The sequence below is a fragment of the Paenibacillus sp. F4 genome, assembly GCF_002894905.1.
GTDB lineage: Bacteria > Bacillota > Bacilli > Paenibacillales > Paenibacillaceae > Paenibacillus > Paenibacillus polymyxa_B.
Genome location: NZ_POVS01000022.1, coordinates 410 through 22,169 on the forward strand (window position 1 = coordinate 410; position 21,760 = coordinate 22,169).

16 protein-coding genes are annotated in these 21,760 nt (G+C 45.0%); all 16 read left to right on the forward strand.

The window, feature by feature from the left end:
* Positions 1-1,978 (forward strand): condensation domain-containing protein (locus C1T21_RS25085; RefSeq protein ID WP_258012620.1); only part of this gene is annotated, 1,978 nt, incomplete at its 5' end.
* 214 nt (positions 1,979-2,192) lie between these two features.
* Positions 2,193-3,416 (forward strand): ACP S-malonyltransferase, encoded by a 1,224-nt coding sequence (gene fabD, locus C1T21_RS25090; RefSeq protein ID WP_103050198.1) that lies wholly within the window; start codon positions 2,193-2,195, stop codon positions 3,414-3,416.
* The gene (locus C1T21_RS25095) at positions 3,391-7,497 is read left to right on the forward strand and encodes a beta-ketoacyl synthase N-terminal-like domain-containing protein (RefSeq protein ID WP_258012622.1); all 4,107 of its coding nucleotides are present in this window, start codon (positions 3,391-3,393) and stop codon (positions 7,495-7,497) included. The genes fabD and C1T21_RS25095 overlap by 26 nt, the downstream gene beginning before the upstream one ends.
* Positions 7,498-7,860: 363 nt before the next feature.
* Positions 7,861-9,888 (forward strand): S9 family peptidase, encoded by a 2,028-nt coding sequence (locus C1T21_RS25100; RefSeq protein WP_103050189.1) that lies wholly within the window; start codon positions 7,861-7,863, stop codon positions 9,886-9,888.
* 114 nt (positions 9,889-10,002) lie between these two features.
* Positions 10,003-11,106, forward strand: coding sequence for a DNA alkylation repair protein (locus tag C1T21_RS25105; RefSeq protein WP_103050190.1), 1,104 nt, complete (start codon positions 10,003-10,005; stop codon positions 11,104-11,106).
* Between the two features lie 179 nt (positions 11,107-11,285).
* Complete coding sequence (locus C1T21_RS25110) at positions 11,286-12,875, forward strand: acetate--CoA ligase (RefSeq protein ID WP_103050191.1); 1,590 nt, start codon at positions 11,286-11,288, stop codon at positions 12,873-12,875.
* A gap of 47 nt (positions 12,876-12,922) precedes the next feature.
* Positions 12,923-14,155, forward strand: coding sequence for an aminopeptidase (locus C1T21_RS25115; protein ID WP_103050199.1), 1,233 nt, complete (start codon positions 12,923-12,925; stop codon positions 14,153-14,155).
* Positions 14,156-14,383: 228 nt separating this feature from the next.
* Entirely contained in the window at positions 14,384-14,974 is a 591-nt protein-coding gene (locus C1T21_RS25120) for a TetR/AcrR family transcriptional regulator (RefSeq protein WP_023988547.1), read from the forward strand.
* An 18-nt stretch (positions 14,975-14,992) separates the two neighbouring features.
* Positions 14,993-15,619, forward strand: coding sequence for an HXXEE domain-containing protein (locus C1T21_RS25125; protein ID WP_103050192.1), 627 nt, complete (start codon positions 14,993-14,995; stop codon positions 15,617-15,619).
* A 119-nt stretch (positions 15,620-15,738) separates the two neighbouring features.
* Positions 15,739-16,434: a DUF4309 domain-containing protein gene (locus C1T21_RS25130; RefSeq protein ID WP_103050193.1), complete on the forward strand. Its 696-nt coding sequence runs from the start codon at positions 15,739-15,741 to the stop codon at positions 16,432-16,434.
* 139 nt (positions 16,435-16,573) lie between these two features.
* On the forward strand, positions 16,574-17,101 hold the full coding sequence (locus C1T21_RS25135; RefSeq protein WP_103050194.1) for a TetR/AcrR family transcriptional regulator: 528 nt from the start codon (positions 16,574-16,576) through the stop codon (positions 17,099-17,101).
* A 212-nt stretch (positions 17,102-17,313) separates the two neighbouring features.
* Positions 17,314-17,904 (forward strand): sulfurtransferase TusA family protein, encoded by a 591-nt coding sequence (locus C1T21_RS25140; RefSeq protein WP_103050195.1) that lies wholly within the window; start codon positions 17,314-17,316, stop codon positions 17,902-17,904.
* Positions 17,901-18,416, forward strand: a complete 516-nt coding sequence (locus tag C1T21_RS25145; RefSeq protein WP_103050196.1) for a DsrE/DsrF/DrsH-like family protein — start codon at positions 17,901-17,903, stop codon at positions 18,414-18,416. Before C1T21_RS25140 ends, C1T21_RS25145 begins: the two co-directional genes overlap by 4 nt.
* 76 nt (positions 18,417-18,492) lie before the next feature.
* The gene (locus C1T21_RS25150) at positions 18,493-18,759 is read left to right on the forward strand and encodes a metal-sensitive transcriptional regulator (RefSeq protein ID WP_013310304.1); all 267 of its coding nucleotides are present in this window, start codon (positions 18,493-18,495) and stop codon (positions 18,757-18,759) included.
* 289 nt (positions 18,760-19,048) lie between these two features.
* Positions 19,049-19,762, forward strand: coding sequence for a YetF domain-containing protein (locus tag C1T21_RS25155; protein WP_103050197.1), 714 nt, complete (start codon positions 19,049-19,051; stop codon positions 19,760-19,762).
* A gap of 419 nt (positions 19,763-20,181) precedes the next feature.
* The gene (locus C1T21_RS25165; protein WP_103050200.1) at positions 20,182-21,342 is read left to right on the forward strand and encodes a trans-sulfuration enzyme family protein; all 1,161 of its coding nucleotides are present in this window, start codon (positions 20,182-20,184) and stop codon (positions 21,340-21,342) included.
* Positions 21,343-21,760 lie beyond the last annotated feature (418 nt).

The window sequence follows — 21,760 nt, forward strand, 5'->3', positions numbered from 1 at the left end:
ACCTTCATACTTTGTACAGCTGGAGTCCATGCCACTGACACCGAACGGCAAAATAGACCGCAAAGCACTGCCATTGCCGGAATTAGCGAATAGCCCGGATGCAGGCTACGTAGCTCCAAGAAATGAAATGGAGCAGCAATTGGCGAATCTCTGGCAGACGGTGCTTGGTAGAGAAAAGGTAAGTATCGACGAGAACTTCTTTGAACTTGGAGGTCATTCTTTAAAGGCGATTCAGCTCGTCACCAAAGCACAAGAATCAGGTATTCCATTGGGCATACACCAAGTGTTGCAACATCAAACCATTCGAAGCTTGTCCGATCTGTTATCCCTTAATAAAGTTGCCACCAAGCAAGACACTTCATTGCTTACAGATTTAACGGAAGCTGAACAATGGATTAGCGAAACCTTTGGAGTACAGGCTATGCTTCAATTCGTAGCCAACGATGAGCACGACTATTTATTTTTACAAATATATCCGTTCCGACCAGATCAGGTGAGTGAAATGACCGTGGGAATTTCGTCTCATATTCATTCTGAACTGCACCCTCACTATATCGTTCCTATGGGTGAGGAAGACGCCAGCCAGTGGGTCAGCACAGAGTATACAGAGCTGGAGCAGACAGACGAGGAACAGGCAAACAGCCGTCAGCGTCCGTTGGAGTCTGAGGAATGGATTATAAAAATCGCTAAAATGAATGCTCGCTGGAATAAGTATCTACTCAGCTCAAAGGTTATCTATCGTTTCCCGCTGGCCCCTGCTCAGCATTATCATTTGGTGCACCCGGCTTCCTCGGGTACCGTGATCCGGCTGGATCAATACGTGGATGTGGAGCGCCTGACTACAGCAGTTCGACAGTTGATTCAACGTCATGAATTACTGAGAAGTGTGCTTGTATGTTCGGATGGAATATGGGAATGGGAAGTACGGCCAACTCCAGAGCATATTTCATTGCCTTGTGTGGATCTTTCAGTCTATCCTGTGCAGGAACAACAACAGCTTCTTCCATCCATCATGTCGAATCTGTATTTTGAACCATATGAGCAGACCCAATCTTTGCAGTACCGGATTACGCTGGTTCGCTTGAATCTGCGGGAACACTTGCTGCTGCTGCCATGTTCACACATTATTTTTGATGCTACGAGCAGTGTAGTTCTGCATAATCAGCTTCTTGAGGAATACGATCATACCCAGCAGAGTCAGACCGTTAAAACATTCCATTATCACGATTATGTCGATCTTATCCGCCAAGGTCCTCAAGGAATCAGTGATCAAGACATTGTGGAGCAATTTAAGCTCCAAGCGTTTGACAATAACAATAGCCGAATCCATGCAAGGATGCGTGAGTGTAACTATGCACAATCTACCTCATTGATTTGGGAACTGAAGCTGCATGATATTCAAAAACAGGACGTGGCTGCAAGCCTGTCGGATATTTCGTTGCAAATTGGATTTCAGTTCTTTAGCCGTTACTTTGAACAGTCTGAAGTTCCGTTATGGTTAACGCAGTATGGACGACAGTATGGGGCTAGGAACTACTTTGGGTCACTGGGAGAATATATTGACCATATTCCTGTTTTACTCCAGAAGGAAGAGGAGATATCCTACGAAAACGATATTCAGAAACCCTTGGATGTTGCTGTGAATCACCATTTAAATTTCTTTAATTTGATCTTTAACGAAGAAATGAAATCAGTTTACCCGCAATCAAGCAGCATTCTAAAAAAGAATTTTGAACAATTACCTATTGTGTTCAACTACTTGGGTGAAATGAAGGAAGACTCGAAGTTGCTCGGTGCTTTGAATAGGCCGAAAAAAGAGGCTAATGGAGGCGGAGCCATTTTCTTCGAGTCTGCGTATACAGCAAGTGTTCTGAAAATTTCTCTGTCCCTTCCGTATGAGGAAGATTGCGAGGAAATTTATCAAATTTTCCAAGCTGCAACTGAAAAGGTTCTGTTGAATCTGACCATACCGCAGTAAGGAACTGAAGATATACTTTTTATCTGAGAATTTTGCAAATGCCGGATCTATAAAAATCTTATCCTTCCCCTCTCTCGTGAAAGTAACCAAAATAACGATGCTTTCAGGTTCTTGACGACCGAGAGAGGGGATTTTTTATTTCTGAATTAAAATTGCTCCTGAGATGTATGCAAATTGTGTTGCCATATCTTTGTGGGGAGGAAAGGGGTTTGGTATGAATCGCACAGCCTTGGTTTTTCCGGGACAAGGGTCTCAGTATGTAGGGATGGGAGCGGCATGGCATAGCGGTTTTACAGAAGCAGATCGCTTGTTCGAAGAGGCTGCTGATATTTTGGGATATGATCTGAAAGCTTTATGCATGGCAGGTCCGATTACCCAGCTATCCAGAACATTTTATACTCAGCCCGCACTTCTTACGATCAGCGTCATTGCCTTCCGGCGTTATATGCACGAAATCGGGATTATCCCTGAATTTTCAGCAGGTCATAGCCTGGGTGAATATTCAGCTCTGGTAAGTAGCGGTGTTCTATCCTTTGGCGACGCTTTACGGCTGGTTCAAGAGCGGGGACGCTTCATGGAAGAAGCCGCAGTGGCCGGACTGGGCAGCATGATTGCCGTTCGCGGAGCTGAGCCAGGCGCTGTGGAAGAATTCTGTCGTTTGCACTCCACAGTAGATCAGCCTGCTGCCATTGCCTGTTACAATTCACCTAACCAGTACGTCGTTTCAGGTCATAGCACCTCTGTCGCTGTGGTAGCTGGCGAGTTAGAACAGCGGGGAGCCCAAATTACCCGCTTGCAGGTCAGCGGTCCTTTTCATAGTCCGCTTATGCAGCCTGCTGCGGATAGGCTGACCGCAGAGCTGCAAAAATACACTTTAAATGAGGCGAAGTGGCCCGTGATCTCTAATGTGACCGCTCAGCCATACCCCGATGTTGACAGCATCCGCCAAGGATTGATTTTGCAAATGACTCACCCAGTTCGATGGATTCAAACCATGCAGTATATGGCGAATCATGGCGTGAAACAAGGCATCGAGTTAGGTCCACGAACGGTGCTGAAAAATTTGACGAAGGAAATAAACACTTCCATTGAATTGCTGTCCCTCGACAGAGACTTGGATCGCGTTGAACTGGAACGCCGTTTCTCAATCCGTGATTGGGTTGCTCGTTCCCTTTCACTGGCGGTGTCTACCCCCAATGCCAATTGGAATGAAGATGAGTATCGAAAGGGTGTTATTTTACCTGTTCGAAGACTGGAAGAATTACTGCGAAACTCAGAATCAGACAGCAGTCCGCCTCCTGCTTCTGAGCAAAGACAGGAAATACTGGGGTGTATTCGCCTAGTGTTGCAAACCAAACAGGTCTCCGAAGGAGAGCAGAAAGTAATGCTAGAGCAATTAAGGAGGGATCAGGATGGAGCAGTTTCAAACTTTAATTGAAATCATTCAAGACCGCGCAAACCGGGATGAACACGGGATCACCTTTATTTCCGGTGATAAACAAGAGGAATATGTCTCCTACAGTAAACTTCTGGAGCAAGCATTACAGGTACTTCATGAATTACAGGAAAAAGGGATTCAACCTGGTGATGAGCTGATCATGCAGATCGACGACAATCATACTTTTGTGAATGTATTTTGGGGTTGCCTACTCGGTGGAATCGTACCTGTTCCTGTAAGCATAGGGAATAATGATGAGCATAAAATGAAATTGTTTAAAATCTGGAATACACTCTCCTGTCCTTATATGATTGCAGATGACAAGGTATTGGAGCAGTTGGAAAAATACTCGCACCAACACCAACTGCTGGATTCCTTTGAGCCTGTTAAAAAAGCGACTTTTTCAAGCCATACATTCGATTATTCCAATCAGAGTAAAGGTGTAGTCCATATATCCAAACCGGAGGATTTAGCTTTTATCCAATTTTCCTCAGGTTCTACAGGTGATCCCAAAGGTGTCATGCTGACGCATGAAAATTTGATTTACAATATTCGGGATATCGCAAATCAAACAGGCATGAGCTCCAAGGATGCTTATTTAGGCTGGATGCCGCTTACGCATGACCTGGGATTGATCGCATTTCATTTAACCTGTGTGATCGCTAATGCCAAGCAGCTGATTATGCCGACGGCACTTTTTATCAGACGTCCGTCTTTATGGTTAAAAAAAGTATCGGAGCATAAGGTGACTCAAATATGCTCTCCCAATTTCGGATATAAATTTTTTCTCGATCAGTATAAACCTGAAACAGCATCTAACTGGGATTTGTCAAGTGTTCGTATGATCTTAAATGGAGCTGAGCCAGTATCTGTGGAGCTTTGTCATGTGTTTATGGATGCAATGAGTGTTCATGGTTTGAATAAAAATGTGATGTTCCCTGTCTACGGTTTGGCAGAAGCCAGCGTAGGTGTTTCCACTCCACCTCTGGACAAGGATACCTTTTTACCCATCCATTTGAATCGGCAGCAGTTACACGTAGGTGAACCCATCGAAGAAGTAGACAAGTCCGACAAGCGGTGTCTTACTTTTGTTGATTTGGGGTATCCAATGGCCAGTACCTCTGTCCGCATTTGCGATGATCAAAATCAGGTGCTCGAAGATGGGGTGATTGGACACACACAGATCTGCGGCAAAAATGTGACGTCCGGATATTATAACAATCCAGAGGCTACCGCGAAGGTCAAAACAGAGGATGGCTGGCTTATCACTGGAGATTTAGGGTTTATGCGGAACGGCCGCCTGACTATTACCGGTAGAGCCAAGGATATCATTTTCGTGAACGGACAGAATGTCTACCCGCATGACATCGAGAGGATTGCCGAGGAACTGGATGGCGTGGATCTCGGGAAAGTAGCTGTGTGCGGTGTACATGATGCGCAAACCAGGCAGGATCGTATTGTTGCCTTTGTGATGCACACGAAAAAGATAGAACATTTTGTACCGCTTGTCCAAAAGCTGAAAAGCCATTTGAATTACCGGGGAGGTTGGTACATTCAGGATGTGGTTCCGATCCGGCGTATCCCTAAAACAACCAGTGGGAAAGTTCAGCGCTTCAAATTAGCCCAGAGTTATGAGCAAGGTGAATTTAATGAAATACTGACAACTCTGGCCGAGGCCACTCAAACCGTGCCAGCAGCTGAGCATAAAATCTTGCCTCAAGGAGAGATAGAACAGAAGCTGATTGGAATCTGCCAGGATATTTTAAATGTAAAGTCGATCGGGACGGACGACAGCTACTTTGATATCGGAGTGAATTCCTTGCAACTCGTTCAGATTGTGGACCTGTTGGAGGACCAATTAGGGATTCATATTAAGGTGACGGACTTCTTTTCCTATCCGACCATCGCCAAGCTGGCTGCGTATATCTCCAGTCAGGACCTAAGCAGTGAAGCGGCTGCAACAGCACAGCCTGAGGCCAAGGAGAAAGTGAATGACCGGGATATTGCCATCATCGGCATGTCCGGCAAATTTCCTCAAGCGGAAACACTGGAGCAGTTTTGGGCGAATATGGCATCAGGGGCAGACAATATCGGACCGTACAGTGACGAAAGAAGGAAAGACGCCGAAGATTTCATTTCCCGTCTGAATACGGAAGGACGGAATATGCAAATTGCAGAAGGCGGCTATCTGGATGAAGTAGACAAGTTCGATTACTCCTTCTTTAAGCTGACTCCACGGGAAGCCTCACTCATGGACCCGAATCAACGGTTATTCCTACAAACCGCCTGGAGCACGATCGAGGATGCGGGGTATGGGGGGAAGCAACTGGCGGGTCAAAAGGTCGGCGTGTATGTCGGCTTCTCCAAAACCAGCTTCGAATACGAGCGTTTGTTGTCCGAGGTGGAACCGGGGGCACTGCCGAACTTTGCCATTGGTAATTTATCGTCCATTATTTCCAGTCGGATTGCATATTTACTCGATCTAAAGGGTCCGGCGCTAACCATTGATACAGCTTGTTCTTCCTCACTCGTGGCAGTGCATTTGGCCTGCAAGTCCATCCTTAGTGGAGACTGCGACATGGCCTTGGCAGGTGGAGTGAAGACGATTTTGCTGCCACTGAAAGCGGGTATTGGCATGGAATCCTCTGATGATCGGGCACGAGCCTTCGACGACCAGTCGGACGGAACGGGCTGGGGAGAAGGAGTTGGAGCCGTTTTCCTGAAGCCACTGCGCAAAGCGGAACAAGACGGTGATAACATTTTAGCCGTGATCAAAGGAAGTGCCATCAATCAGGACGGCAGCACGATTGGTATTTCCGCGCCGAATGCGCTGGCTCAGGCAGAAGTAATTTTGCAGGCGTGGCGTGATGCACGGATTAATCCTGAAACGATCAGCTATATCGAAGCGCATGGCACCGGAACCAAACTGGGCGATCCGGTTGAGATTGACGGCATTACCAAGGCTTTCCGCAAGCATACACAGCGTAAGCAGTTTGTCGCAATCAGCACAGTCAAAACGAATATCGGTCATTTATACGAAGCCGCCGGGATTGCGGGCTTGATCAAATCCGTACTGTCCTTGAAATATCAACAGATTGCGCCGCTCGTTCATTTTCGTGCACCAAACCAGAAAATCCATTTTGAAGAATCCCCGGTATATGCCAATACGAAGCTGAGGGAATGGAAGACGGATGGTTTCCCGAGAAGAAGTGGACTGAGCTCCTTTGGATTCAGCGGGACAAACTGCCATGTGGTGCTGGAGGAATATATAGCGAAGACGGAATCAGACCAAACTTCAACGGACAGTAACAATAGATCATCACCGCTGCTGCTGACCTTGTCAGCGCGGAGTGAATCCGCTTTGCGAGAGCTGGTCGGGCGGTACGCAGAACGGTTCAGACGCGGAGAAGAACTCGTGATACAGGATGTATGCTATACGGCTAACACAGGCAGAGGGCACCTGAATCACCGGATTGCTATGACTGCCGCAGGAGGGGATTCGCTGAAAGCGAAGGTGTTTCAGTTACACGAACAAGGCAGAGTCGTCGAAGGCGTATACACCGGGGAAGCTGATAGCACAGGTAGTGCAGAGATAGTCACTGGAAGCTTGGACACGTTGCAATCATTGGAGCAGCTGGCAGCCAAGTACGTGCAAGGAGCGCAGATCAATTGGAATGCCCTCTATGCAGGTAAGCACTATAAAAAGGTTTCGCTGCCCACGTATCCATTCGAACGTAAAAGATGCTGGGTTAACGTGCCTGAACAGGTTCGAACGGAACAGAAGGCCACAGTTCAATCTGTGCAAAATCGTCCAGAAACATCCCTGAATCAGGTTGATCATGCAGCTTTCCCGTTAACCCAACCGTCTCATGAATCAACCGTTCCGGCTGGCGCTTCCGTCTATGCTATGGATACCGCTGGGCAAATACGGACTCAAAGCGTCCCGAACGCTACAGCTTCTGCGGTTGTAGAGCGAATTTTGGAGCAACAGTTGCGTCTGATGTCACAGCAGCTCGATGTTCTCCGGGGTCAGTCATCTCCATCCGTAAAGTCTGTTTCCAAGAATGTAGGAAATCACTGAAGCAGAGCTACGTCGGTTTGCCAGGGAAATCATCCTGTGCTGCGGCGAGAGATTCCCAGTACGATTTGATAGCAGGGGCCGAACCTACGAGATGGATCTACTATTCCTATTAGGGCTTCCTCCATTTCTCCTATTTTTCAGCTATAACTGATAGCGAATCATTACCTTCTCTCATGAAAACAACCCATTCAGCGGTGTTTTCGGGTCCATAGCGACTGAGAGAGGGTCTTTTGAGTTATATACAAATTGACAGTGATACATAAAAAGAGTAACGTAACTGTATATTTATTAAAATCATATAAAATTAATCGGATTAATTAAATGTGAAGTTGTTGTGATCTGATGATATAAGGAGGAATTTTTTTGAGTAACTCGCAATTTAGCATGGCCAAACGCCGTATAACAGCCGAGGATTTATATCGACTTCATTGGGTTAGCGATCCAGCTGTTCATCCTATTAGTGGTGAAATCGCTTACGTAGAACAGTATATTAATGAAGAGCACACAGACTATAACTCGGGTATTTGGCTGTTGCCATTCCAAGGTGATGCTCCGATACCCTTTACATACGGACCGAAAGATGAAACGCCTGTTTGGTCACCGGACGGATCACAACTTGCTTTTCTCCGTACGACAGACGGCAAGCGTCAGGTATGGATTATTCCAGCACGCGGGGGAGAGGCTCGACAGCTTACACATGTAGAGAACAACGTTCGTTCACTAGCCTGGTCGCCGGATGGGGCCTGCATATCGTTTGTAGCTAAGACGGCTGAGAACCAGTCAAGCCCTACATCCGATACAGGAAATCAGGAGGCACAACTTAAGGGACGAGTCGTAAATCGAACAAAAGCTAAATCTGACGGTTATGGGCTGTGGGATGATACTCGTGATCACTTGTATGTAACTGATGTGACTTCGGGGCACACAGTTCAACTGACGTCCGGTGCTTATGATGTGGCGGAGCCTGTGTGGTCACCGGATGGTCAACGTATTTTATTCGTCGCCAGGATAGCAGAGCATTCGAAAGAGGATATGGATTTACGTAAGCAAAATGATTTGTTTACGATAGCTCCTGCGATTTCAAATGGTGATGCAGCAGCACCGCTTAAGTTGACCCATTCTAAACTGCACATCGAGAGTGCTGCTTATTCTCCCGACGGTTCAACGATTGCCTTTTACGGTCATGATCGACATGCCAAAGATGCTACACAGACTCGACTGTACACGATTCCCTCCAGTGGCGGGACGGCAGTATGCGTCAGTGAGACGCTTGACGCTCACTTCGGTAATGCGGGGATGAGCGACATGCGTTCACACCTTCATATAGGGCCACCACGCTTCAGCGCGGACAGTCAATCTCTATATACGCTGGTAACTCTTGAAGGGAATGTACACGTATATCAGTTTGCGCTTGATGGAACTTTTAAAATTTTAACCCAAGGAGAGCGGGAAATTTATCAATTTGATCTTACTTCAGATGAGCAGCATATCATTGCCGCTTCCACCGATGTCGCTTTACCAGGCGATTTGTTCCGGATTGCGATCCATTCAGGAACCGATGAACGGCTGACACGAGTGAATGACTCTCTGCTTGATGAGATTGAAATTAGTATGCCTGAGAGCTTCTGGACTGAGGTCGAGGATGGTCGACGGGTGCAGGGGTGGGTGATGAAGCCTGTTGGTTTTAAGGAGGGAGTATCCTATCCTGCCATTTTGGAGATTCATGGTGGTCCCCATGCCATGTATTCTAATTCCTTTTTTCATGAATTTCAGCTGCTGGCCGCTCAGGGATACGCAGTCATTTACACGAACCCGGGAGGAAGCCGAGGGTATGGACAGTCTTTCACCAATGTCGTCCTTGGAGATTACGGCGGACGCGATTACACCGATCTGCTGAGCGCAGTGGACGAGGCTATACGTCAATTTCCATTCATTCATCCGGAAAGGCTGGGTGTAACAGGAGGCAGCTATGGTGGATTTATGACAAACTGGATTGTCGGCCATACCGATCGTTTCCGCGCAGCTGTGACCCAGCGCTCCATATCCAACTGGCTGTCGATGTATGGGGTGAGTGACATAGGATACTCGTTTACTGAAGATGAAGTCGGCGGGAATCCGTGGGAGGATTGCGAGCTCTTGTGGAAGCAATCTCCGCTGGCTTATGTGCAGCAAATCAACACACCGCTGCTCATATTGCACGGGGAGCAGGATCTGCGATGTCCTATAGAGCAGGGAGAGCAGCTGTTTACAGCATTACGGAGATTGGGGAAACCTACGCAATTTGTCCGTTTTCCAGCTTCAAGTCATGAGCTTTCACGAAAAGGGCACCCGCAGCTTCGTGTGGAACGCCTGCAACGTATTACCAATTGGTTTGCCGAGCACGAAATATAAGTTCTAAACGATTTTATCCGTTATTGAAAAAATGTCAGGTCCTAATCATAGGACTTGGCATTTTTAGTATGCCTTGCTACAATTCTCTCAACTTCATACAAAAGGAGATATATAATGGCCGAGCCCTTAAAAAATATGTACACGGAGAATTTTCTTCAACTATTCGGTGAAAAAGTACAGTCTGCGTACAGGCCGTTCGATACCAACGGATTCATCCATCAAGTGATGGATGAAAAATGGGATGAACTGGAGCTAAAAGAACGAATACGGCGTATTTCGTTTACATTAGGGGCATTTTTGCCTAGCAATTATGAAGAAGCTCTGGATATTCTTTTTGCTATAGACGAGCATTGCAGTGGTTTTCCGTACTTGTTTTTTCCCGATTTTGTGGAGGTGTATGGGCAGGGAGAAGAGCATTGGGGCCTGTCCATGAAGGCACTGGAGCGATTCACCTCTAAGTCCTCTGCGGAGTTCGCAGTGAGACCCTTCCTCCTGCGTGAACCGGAACGGATGATGCGGCAGATGACGGCCTGGGCGGGACACCAAAGTGAACACGTCCGCCGTCTTGCCAGCGAAGGCTGTCGTCCACGGCTACCCTGGGGACAGGCATTGCCTGTGTTTAAGCGTGATCCTGCTCCAGTTTTGGCCGTATTGGAACTACTGAAGGCGGATCCTTCACTATATGTACGTAAAAGTGTAGCCAACAACCTGAACGATATTGCCAAGGATCATCCTGATGTGGTCATTGCTACGGCTCAACGGTGGAAAGGGATACATCCTGACACCGACTGGATTGTACGTCATGGCTGTCGGACCCTAATTCGCAAATCCATACCCGAAGTGATGGCAATGTTTGGCTATGCGGATGAAACAGACGGGGCGCCGTTAGTCACTGATGCCTCTTTCAGCACAGACCCTGCCTTGCTAAGGCTCGGTGATAACTGTGAGTTGAGCTACGCGCTTCAGCTTCGAGAAGGTGACCCAGTACGAGTCCGTATCGAGTACGGCATCGATTTTGTGAAGGCGAGAGGACAAGTCTCACGTAAACTGTTTTTGCTATCTGACAAAACGGTCCCCGGAGGAACCCGTCTTACAGGTACACGGACACACCGCTTTGCAGACCTGACAACTCGTCGCCATTATGCGGGAGCGCATCGGATTGCGCTGCTCGTAAACGGGCAGGAAGCAGCTTTTACAATGGTAGAACTCCAGTTGTAGAATCACGATAGCGGTAAAGAAAAAGAGCCTGAAATCAGGCTCTTTATTTTTATCGTTCGCTTTACCCAAATTTATCTTTTTCCAAAAAAATGATTCTGGTATTAGAACCTGGTACTAAGACATGTTATACTACAGTAAGAAAGTGGATCTCATCTTATGTATAAAGGGGAAGGTATAATTTGACAGATCAACAACAATGGCTTGCGCCTGAATATTACAATATGACTTCGGAAATGGAACACCATGATGCTGGTAAAACTGCACTCAAGTGGCTGAGTGAGACAGGAGAATACGAAGAAATCACCTACGGAGAGCTGTTGAAAAAGGCTAACCGACTGGCTGGAGGACTCGCAAATCTGGGATTTAACAAAGGTGACAGGGTTCTGGTCGTAGTACCACGGCGTATTATTGCGTATGTAATTTATCTGGCCTGCTTGAAGCTGGGGCTTGCTGTCATTCCATCTTCAGAAATGCTACGTGCCAAGGATATTGCATATCGTCTTCGCCATTCGGAAGCGCGCGCAGTCATTGCCTGGACGGGAGTAACAAGCGAAGTGGACAAAATAAATGATGATCTGCCTGCTCTGGATTATCGTATCGTAGTCTCCGGGGACGACACGGCAGATGTATCTGGTTGGCTCGTGCTGAATGAACTGATGGATGGACAGGGAGATACTTTTGAAGCTGTGAAGACGCACCGTGACGACATGGCCATTCTGGCCTATACTTCGGGCACCACGGGAAATCCTAAAGGTGTAGTACATAGCCATGGCTGGGGATATGCTCATCTGCGGATAACATCACCATGGTTGGATATTCAAGCTTCAGATATAGTATGGGCTACAGCTGCACCGGGATGGCAAAAGTGGATTTGGAGTCCGTTTTTATCCGTACTGGGAAATGGAGCGACCGGATTCGTATATAATGGTCCGTTTCGTCCAGGTCGCTATTTGCAGTTCATACAGCAGTATGGAATCCAAGTGTTATGCTGTACGCCGACAGAATATCGGATTATGGCGAAAACGGATGGTTTGGATCAATATGATCTATCCCAATTGCGCAGCGCAGTTTCAGCGGGAGAGCCTCTCAATCAGGAGGTCATTAATAAGTTTCAGGAGCAGTTCAACATTACGATTCGTGACGGCTACGGTCAAACAGAGAGCACATTAATTATTGGTAATTTAAAGGATGCACCTCTGCGTACAGGCTCGATGGGCAAATCCATTGCACCGGGACTCGTTGAGGTCGTAGACGAGGATGGCATTCCGCTGGCTCCGGGGCAAGTGGGGGATATTGCAGTACGTGCCGATCTGCCGGCATTATTCCATACGTATTACCATGATCCAGAACGCAAATTAGCTAGTGTCCACGGAGATTATTTTGTTACGGGAGACCGGGCTCGCAAAGATGAGGATGGATATTTCTGGTTCGAAGGACGTGGTGATGATATCATTATCAGTTCTGGCTATACCATTGGTCCTTTTGAAGTAGAGGAAGCGCTTATGAAGCATGACTCCGTGCAGGAATGTGCTGCCGTAGCCAGCCCTGACGAAATCCGTGGACATGTTGTAAAAGCTTTTGTCGTACTCAAAGCTGGGGTAGAAGGATCACCGGCGTTAGTGAAGGAACTGCAACATCATGTGAAAACATGGACGGCGCCTTATAAATATCCACGAAAAATAGAGTTTATTCAAGAGCTTCCTAAAACTAGCTCGGGCAAAATACGAAGAGTGGAGCTACGTGAAATGGAGAAGCAATCCGTACTGTAGTGATGAAATCATTCAATATAATCAAAACGGAACAGGAGCGCGGAAAAATGAGTACATTTGAATCATTGTTGGAGCAATACGCAGAACTGGTCGTAAGAGTAGGGGTTAACATTCAGCCCGGACAGGTGTTTTTGGTAACTGCACCGCTGGAAACTGTTGAGTTTACACGCCTGATTGTCAGCAAAGCCTATGAAGCAGGCGCTAAATATGTACAGGTAGAGTTCGAGGATGATTCCATTACACGTAGTCGTTTTGAACATGGTGACGAAGCCAGCTTTGATTACTACCCTGCTTGGAAGGCAGAAATGATGGAGAGATTTGCCGAAGAGGGTGGAGCCACACTAACGATTAAAGTGCCGAACCCGGATTTATATCAAGGCATTGATCCACAAAAGGTTTCTCGTGCGACTAAGGCGGCGGCTACGGCGAGAGAAGGTTTTTCCAAATATACCCGAAATCATAAAATTAGCTGGTGTTTGATTAAAGCGCCGACGAAGGCTTGGGCCGATAAAGTATTTGCAGATGTAGCAGAAGAGGATCGTATAGGTGTCATGTGGGATACAATCTTCCAAATGAATCGTGTAGATGGCTCTGATCCTATTCAGAATTGGCAGAAACATTTGAAAAACCTTGAACAGGTACAAGACAAGCTGAATCATAAAAAGTATAAAAGCCTCCATTATCGTGCACCAGGAACAGATTTGAGGATTGAACTGGCTGACGGGCATATTTGGCGCAGCGGTGGTGGTGAGAACGAGCGCGGAGATTACTTTGTCGCGAATATGCCGACAGAAGAAGTGTTCACGATGCCTAAGCGTACAGGTGTCAATGGTCATGTCACAAGTACCATGCCACTCAATTTAAATGGACAACTGGTAGATCGCATAACGTTTACCTTTAAGGACGGTAAAGTCACTGAATATACAGCAGAATCCGGCGAGCAACATCTGACTCATTTGCTCGCTACGGATGAAGGGGCCAGCTATTTGGGAGAAGTTGCACTGGTGCCGCACGATTCACCGATTTCCAATCTCAATCGCATTTTTTACAATACAGGTATCGACGAAAATGCCTCCTGCCACTTGGCTCTAGGCAGTGCGTATCCATTTAATATGGAAAATGGGACACAAATGAACCGGGAGGAGCTGCTCCAGAACGGTGCCAATGTCAGCCTGACTCATGTGGACTTCATGATCGGCTCAGCTGAGCTGGATATTGACGGCGAACTGCAAGACGGAAGCAAAGAAGCCGTGTTCCGCAAAGGAAATTGGGCTATTTAGGCCTTTTCTCAATCTCCATTCAATCGACCCGCAAACGATCTCATTCGTTATGCGGGTTTTTCTATTCCCTAAATCTCGAATCGCTCCTTGTTTTGTGAAATAAAAAGTGCTAAACTGAGTTCAAACAATAATTTAAACAACGTTTTAATTATTGTTTGAAAAGTTATTTACATAAATCGTCCCATTTCATTTATCGTTATGATTGGACGAAACAGGAGGAGGAAAAACATGAATCACCCAGACAAAAAACAACAAACCAAAGAAAAAATCTTAGACGCTACGCTGGAATTTATTCAAAAGGAAGGTTTTGAGGCGGTTACAATCAGAAAAATTGCCGACCTGTCTGCTACTAATATTTCTTTAGTTAATTATTATTTTGGCTCCAAGGAAAATCTGCTCAGTGAAGCTATTGAAGTGATATTAAATGGCTTTCAGCACACCTTTTCTATTTTGGACAATACAGCGATGCCCCCCCAAGATAGACTGAAACAATTTTTACTTAACTATCTACAGGTCATTCGTCAATATCCAGAGCTTCTTTCGCGAATTATTGCCATGGGCAGCACGCCCTTTACATCTCAACAGGAATACGGAAGGTTTTTAAACATCATGGGATTTCCAAAGGTTCAGAGCACGATCAAGGAGCTGACAGGTGAGCAACAGCCGGAGCGCTTGTTAGCAATGATGCTGCAAATATTTGGAGCTATTTTTCTGCCTGCACTGATGAGTCCGATTCTTGAATCAGGGGCAGTTGTGGAAATACCTTCAATAGAGGAACAATTAAATCTGCTGTTCGAAAGATATTTTGATCAAAAATAAATCATAGGGGTGACTAATATGAATTTTTTAAGAAAATATTGGCAAGATGCAGGGGCTATAATCGGTGTGGTTGTATGTATTGTTTTACTTATGAATCCAGCTATCCTTTCGGATATAACAGGCATGTTATGGTTGAGTTTTGTAGCTATATTATTTCATCAATTTGAGGAGTACCGCTGGCCTGGATATTTTGCTGGTTTATTTAACAATGTTATGTTTAAAAGTGATACACCGGATCATTACCCCTTAAACACTCAATCAGCGATGATTATCAATGTGGCAATTGCCTATGTGTTTTATCTGCTCCCCGTATGGTTCCCGCAAGTAGTCTGGCTTGGACTCGCACCAGTTTTTATGGGATTCTTTCAGGTCGTCTGGCACGGCATCGTTGTCAATATTAAAGCAAAAACCCTATATAATCCTGGCTTGTTTACGGCACTTCTCCTGCATGTTCCAGTCGGAATCTGGTATATTCATGAAATAGTACAGCGAGACCTCCCAACGGCAATAGACTGGATTGCGGGTACGATCTACTTTGTTTTTGCGGTATACATCTTTATCATTAAAGGGAATATATGGTTGAAGAAGAGTGACTCTCCTTACTCCTTTTCTAAACAACAGCTGGGAGCTTATGGTCGTAAATAGGTATGTTAGAAAATCACCAATGTCCTTGTTTACAAGTTGGAAACAAGTAGAGGTATTCCGGAAACGAGGTTCGGTTACACTTGGTTTGTACCCAAGAACAAGGAAAGAGTGATCTTATAATGAAGGATACACATCAATCTCATGATCGTAAAAAGTTGGCTTACAAGCTAATCACCACTAGTGCTTTATTGGCTATAGGTTTTGCTGTAATGACAGGATGCAGCAATAGCGGGGAGGAAAAATCAACTGCTCCTACTAAAGCAGAAACAGTCACACCACCTGCTAGTTCTACAGATCAAAACACGGATCTCAATACTAAAGGGCAAGGCTCAACCTCTACCCATCAAGAACCTGCCAGTAGTACAGCTTCATCTCACAGTAAACACAGTTCCGTAGCCGCTATATTCATCGCAGCCAAGCAGGGGACCTTACCGAATTTGCCTAAAGGTCTTGGCTTGGGAACTAGTAGCGATTTGTTATTTGAGCTGTGGGGGAAATCCGATTCAGGTTCTACAGGTCCTATGAGAAGCTACGCTAAGTATCATACAGACATCATGCTGGATGGAAGCGATAAAGTTACAGAAATTACATCTACCGATCCAGACTATAAGAAGTTGCTTATCAAACAAGTTGTTGACGAATTGGGCCAACCTACGGAAACCGTTGATACCTCTAAAGACATACCTGACACAGCAGAAGCTAATTATACGATCAACAACACATCAGGACTTAGTTATTATTTAGTGTTTTCCTATCAAACCAAAACGCAAAAGGTCAATTATATCCGATTATATTTTAACTCTAAGACGCCATAATTGGATGTATGTAACAGAGTCGTTTCCGTCAGAATTGCGGAGGCGACTTTATTGCATTTTTAGGTTATGTCGTTTATACTGATTTGTAATTGATTAATCACTAATGAGAAAACTGTGCTAAAAAAAGGATGAAAAAAACATGGCTAAAGCTACGTCAACATCTATAAATCGCCAAAAGGAAATCATATCTGCTGCCATTGAAGTGTTTGCAGAGATGGGCTACTACCGAGCTACGACAGCCAAAGTTGCGGAACGGGCCAATATTTCTCAACCCTATGTCTTTCGTTTTTTCGCTACCAAGGAAGCATTGCTTGTTGAAGCCCTGAAGGTTTCATTTACACGTATCATAGACTCTTTTCACAGGGTCATTCATTCGGCCTCATCTGAACAGCTTGAGCAAGAGCTAATTGCAGCCTATTCGCAAATTATGATGGAATACCGCAATGAAACACTTTTGCAAATGCAGGCGCAGACGATCCGCGAGGATGAGGTCGTAAGCGTGATGCAGCAAGGATTCCGTGAAATTCATACGACGGTTTATGATGCTTTCCGACGGGCAGGTATTGAACAAGCAATGGAAAGAACGATGCTTTTTCTCGCCAGAGGTATGCTGTGTAATATTTCGATGTCGCTGGATCTGCCAGAACTGATGAAAAAAGACGATTAATTTTGTTTTATGCATTAGAGTCGCGTTTTTGCGCGGCTTTTTTTGCTTTTAATTTTATTTTTTCAAGACATGATTTCGTTTGCTTCTGAGAAAAAACGGCCAAATAAGTTGACAAGAGAAGCGAGTCTCGTTATCCTAATACCCATAGGGGTATATGTATAAAGAAATTTAACTAAGCTAAGCCCCCTCAAAAAACAGGCGGAGGTTATACAATGTCATCAACTAACAATATCCAAGCAGATCATATTCTTGATTGCAAAGGGCTAGCTTGTCCTATGCCTATAGTAAAAACAAAAAAGGCTATGAATGAGCTCGTTCCCGGAAAGATTATGGAGGTTCAGGCGACTGACAAAGGTTCATTAGCCGATTTTCAGAGCTGGGCCAAAAACACCGGACATCAATATTTGGGCACTCTCCAAGAAGGAGATGTAATGCGACATTATTTACGCAAAGCAAATCCGGCTGAAGTGAAGAAGGAGCAAATATTTTCTTCTACGATAAGCCATGAAGAGCTACAAGCAAAATGTTCGGGAAAAGAGAACTTCATTTTGCTTGATGTTCGTGAACCCGCTGAATTTGCGCTTAAATATATCCCTGGATCTAAGCACATCCCTCTTGGCGAACTGGAGAACAGACTCTCTGAACTGAACTTGGAAGAAGAGATCGCAGTGATTTGTCAAGCTGGAGCACGCAGTGAAATGGCTTGTCAGTTATTAGTTTCCAAAGGCGCTAAAAAAGTCAAATCTGTGCTTTCAGGCATATCCGAATGGGCTGGAGAGACTAAGGGAAGCGAATCCATATGAGTACGACAGCAGGAATTTATGCAAATAATCAAGAACATGCTCAGTCCAAAACAACGATTGTATTATTCAGCGGGGAGCTGGATAAGGCGATTGCTGCATTCATTATTGCGAATGGAGCGGCAGCATATGATCATGAAGTAACTATTTTCTTTACTTTTTGGGGGCTAAACACGTTACGCAAGGATGAAATCGTGAGCACCAATAAGGGAATACTCGAAAAAGCCTTTGGCTGGATCATGCCTCGTGGACCCCAAAAGCTTGCACTATCCAAAATGAATTTTGCCGGACTTGGTCCACAGATGATCAAGCATGTCATGAAAAAGCACAAGGCGCTTTCCTTGCCGGAGCTTATAGAGTTGGCACGAGAGCAGGGGATCAAGCTCGTCGCCTGTACCATGACCATGGATTTGTTAGGGCTGCAGCAAGATGAGCTAATCGACGGTTTGGAATATGCTGGAGTAGCCGCCTACTTGGGGGATGCTTCGCAGGGCAAGGTGAATCTATTTATTTAGGGTATCCTATTTATTTTTTTGGTTTATAATATACCTATACGTGTATATGGTAAGTCAAAAAAGGAGTGCATTACTTATGGATTACAATTACAGTGATGAACTGAAAACGCGCCTGAGGAGGATTGAGGGACAGGTGCGTGGGGTACTTCGTTTAATGGATGAAGGAAAATCGTGCAAAGACGTCGTTAGCCAGCTATCTGCCGTACGTAACGCATCAGATAAAGCGATTGCCCAAATTGTAGCAGAGAATCTGCAACGATGTATATTGGAAGAGCAAGAGGCGGGAGGAGACACGGATAAGCTGGTTAAAGAAGCGATTCAGCTTCTTGTGAAAAGTAGATAATCATGACTCCAGAGTCCAAGCTAGCGGGCAATGATGTCACTATGCACAAAATTACGGGAGCTGGCATATTGCCTTTACCCAGCCACATATATTGGACGTGGTTAAGAGTTTTTTGATAAACATCTGAAAGATTAAGATTATATACTAGCCGTAATTAAAAAGTTCGCTGCCTCTAGTTGGTAGCGGGCTTTTTTAATCGGGCATTTTAGGAATACCCCTCTGTTTAATGCTGAGGTAGACAGGTGTAAATAACACATAAAGAAAACAACTTCTTCCGGGAGGCATACTTATGGAGGTATTTGTTACGATCGGTGTCAAATTGATCATCAGCTTTTTTGGCTTGTGGATCATTACTTTTATTACAGGTCGGAAAACACTCAGTCAGTTAACACCACTCGATTTCCTAACTTCATTGGTGTTAAGCGAAATTGTGGGAAATATGTTATATGACGATAAGGTGACCATTGGGCAGCTTTTGTTTGCTTTGGCACTATGGTGCGCGCTGGCCTATTTTTTTGAAAAGGCGATGACCCGTTTTGTGAAATTTGGCTATATGGCAGAAGGTCGAACAGTGCTGCTCGTGGATAAGGGGCAAGTTAATCAAGAAATGCTTGAAAAATATGATATAGAATTTACCCAGCTGCTCTCCATGCTACGCCAGCAAAATATTTTTTCTCTGCGTGAGGTCTGGTACGCCACGTTAGAAACGAATGGTTCATTGTCAGTCATGCGCAAACCCGAATACGAGCCACCCGCCGCTCAGGATATGGGAATAGATGCACAGCCTGATCTTTTTTCTGTTACAGTCATTGATAAAGGAAAGCTTCTGAACGAATCTATGCGTGGGAAGTCAATCGATATTGAAGAGATTAAAGCAAAAGTGCGAGAGCAGGGATATGATAGTATCGACGAGATTGCCTATGCAGAGTTTAGCGAGGATGGAACACTTCATGTAGTGCCGATGAACGAGAATAAGCATCAAAAAAGTGGTGGATCTATTTAAAGGAATGATGGGTTTACTACGGTTCTGCGATTTTTGCTCTGTATGGTGTAGCTGCTGAGATAGAGGCATAACTTCGGGGTATTGAACTATCATCTCCTCATGAAGAGGACTGTTTATTTGTCTTTTTTCTTTTTTTAATAATAACTGTAAGCAGTAACAAAGGGAGGAAAATTTGAAAAATAGGAAACCAGGTATTAAGTACATTGATAAAGCATATCTTTGCCCTGCAACCCTAAAATATACGCTATTTTTATGAATTGGATACTTAGCGAAAGACATTTGGAAGCCTCATAATTCTCCGAATTTCGCAAATCAACCACCACAGGGTCTAGAGGAGTTACATTATAGAATATTTGAGTTCCGGATTGAGGAGACTACCTCTTATGGGTTTGAAATTTTTTCAGAAAGTGGTGATCAGTTTGAGTTTCTCGGATGATCAGCTTATCTGTCTCCGGTTTGAGGACGAACTAGGGTATTTTGCTAAGGCTGCTGCTCCTCCAATTTATGAGACTGCTCCATTTTTCTTTGATACTTACGAAGATTATGCTGAAGCGGCTAATAATGAAAAGGAGCATTATGTCTATTCGAGGGGAACCAATCCTACCGTTCAGATTGCAGAGCAAATGATTGCTGCGCTGGAAGGTGGGGCGGACTGCAAGTGCTTTGCTTCCGGAATGGCTGCTATCAGTGCCGCTCTAATGTGTAGCTTATCCGCAGGGGACCATCTGATTCTGGTCGGACACATATATGAAACCTCCGTCAGCCTAGCCCGATATTTAAAGAGGTTCCATATAGACTATACAATCGTACATTCGACTTCTACAGAAGCAGTCGCTGGTGCCATCAAACCACAGACCCGTGCTATTCTTATGGAGTCTCCTACCTCATTCACATTCGATATGGTAAATGTTCAGGAGGTAACTTCGCTTTCCAAAGCGAAGGGTATACGCACAATCATAGATAATTCATGGGCTACACCCCTTTTCCAAAAACCTTTGGAATGGGGCGTAGATATCGTTGTTCACTCCGCATCCAAGTACTTGGGTGGTCATAATGATTTAATTGCAGGGGCAGTGATCGCTTCTAAAGAGATAATAAACCGTATGTATGCTGAAGAGTATGAGTTGATTGGCGGCTCGTTGGGCCCTTTTGAAGCCTGGCTACTCATTCGGGGGCTAAGAACACTCCCGCTCCGAATGGAAGCCCATCAAAGGAATGCTCTGTTGGTTGCTCGTTTTCTAACAGATCATCCGGCCATTTCCAAAGTGAATCATCCCGGACTTCCTTCTCATCCACAACATGAGCTCGCATGTAGACAGCTCAAAGGCTATGCCGGATTATTCAGTTTTGAACTAAAGGATTCGACTTATGAAGATATATGTAAAGTGATTAATAAACTGCGACTGATCCGGATCGGTGTATCTTGGGGGTCCATGGAGAGCCAGGTGATCTCACCAAACTACGGCTTCAATAAGCAGAGTCTAAAAAAACAACACATGCCTGAATCGCTTATCCGCTTGGCTGTAGGGCATGAGCCTGCTGAACTTTTGATACAGGATTTAGCTACAGCTTTAAGCTAAACGAACATTTCAGGATTTTCTTAAAAGCTAAAGCAGCAGCTCATCCAATACATAAAGAGCTTCTGCTTTTCTGGTTTATGACGTTTATACCTGATCAACTTTGCACTTTAAGTAGGAGATAAGAGAGTTTCGGTTGTTACAGATAAATCATTGTGTGTTGGAGTGTTTTAATAAAAACTACACCGTGTAGAAATACAAACTATTGAAATGGGAAATATTACAACTTGCCTGATAGATATACACGTGATAAATTATATATCCAGCCAGTTAAACGGCTGTTGATTTGATCTTTGAAAACTGAACAACGAGTGAGTACGGATTTTGTTTACAAAATCCAACGCTGAGATTTTGGTACATGCCGTCAGGCTGTATGAAATGGAAGCGAAAATGAGATATTTTATCTCGTCAGTTTCAAAAT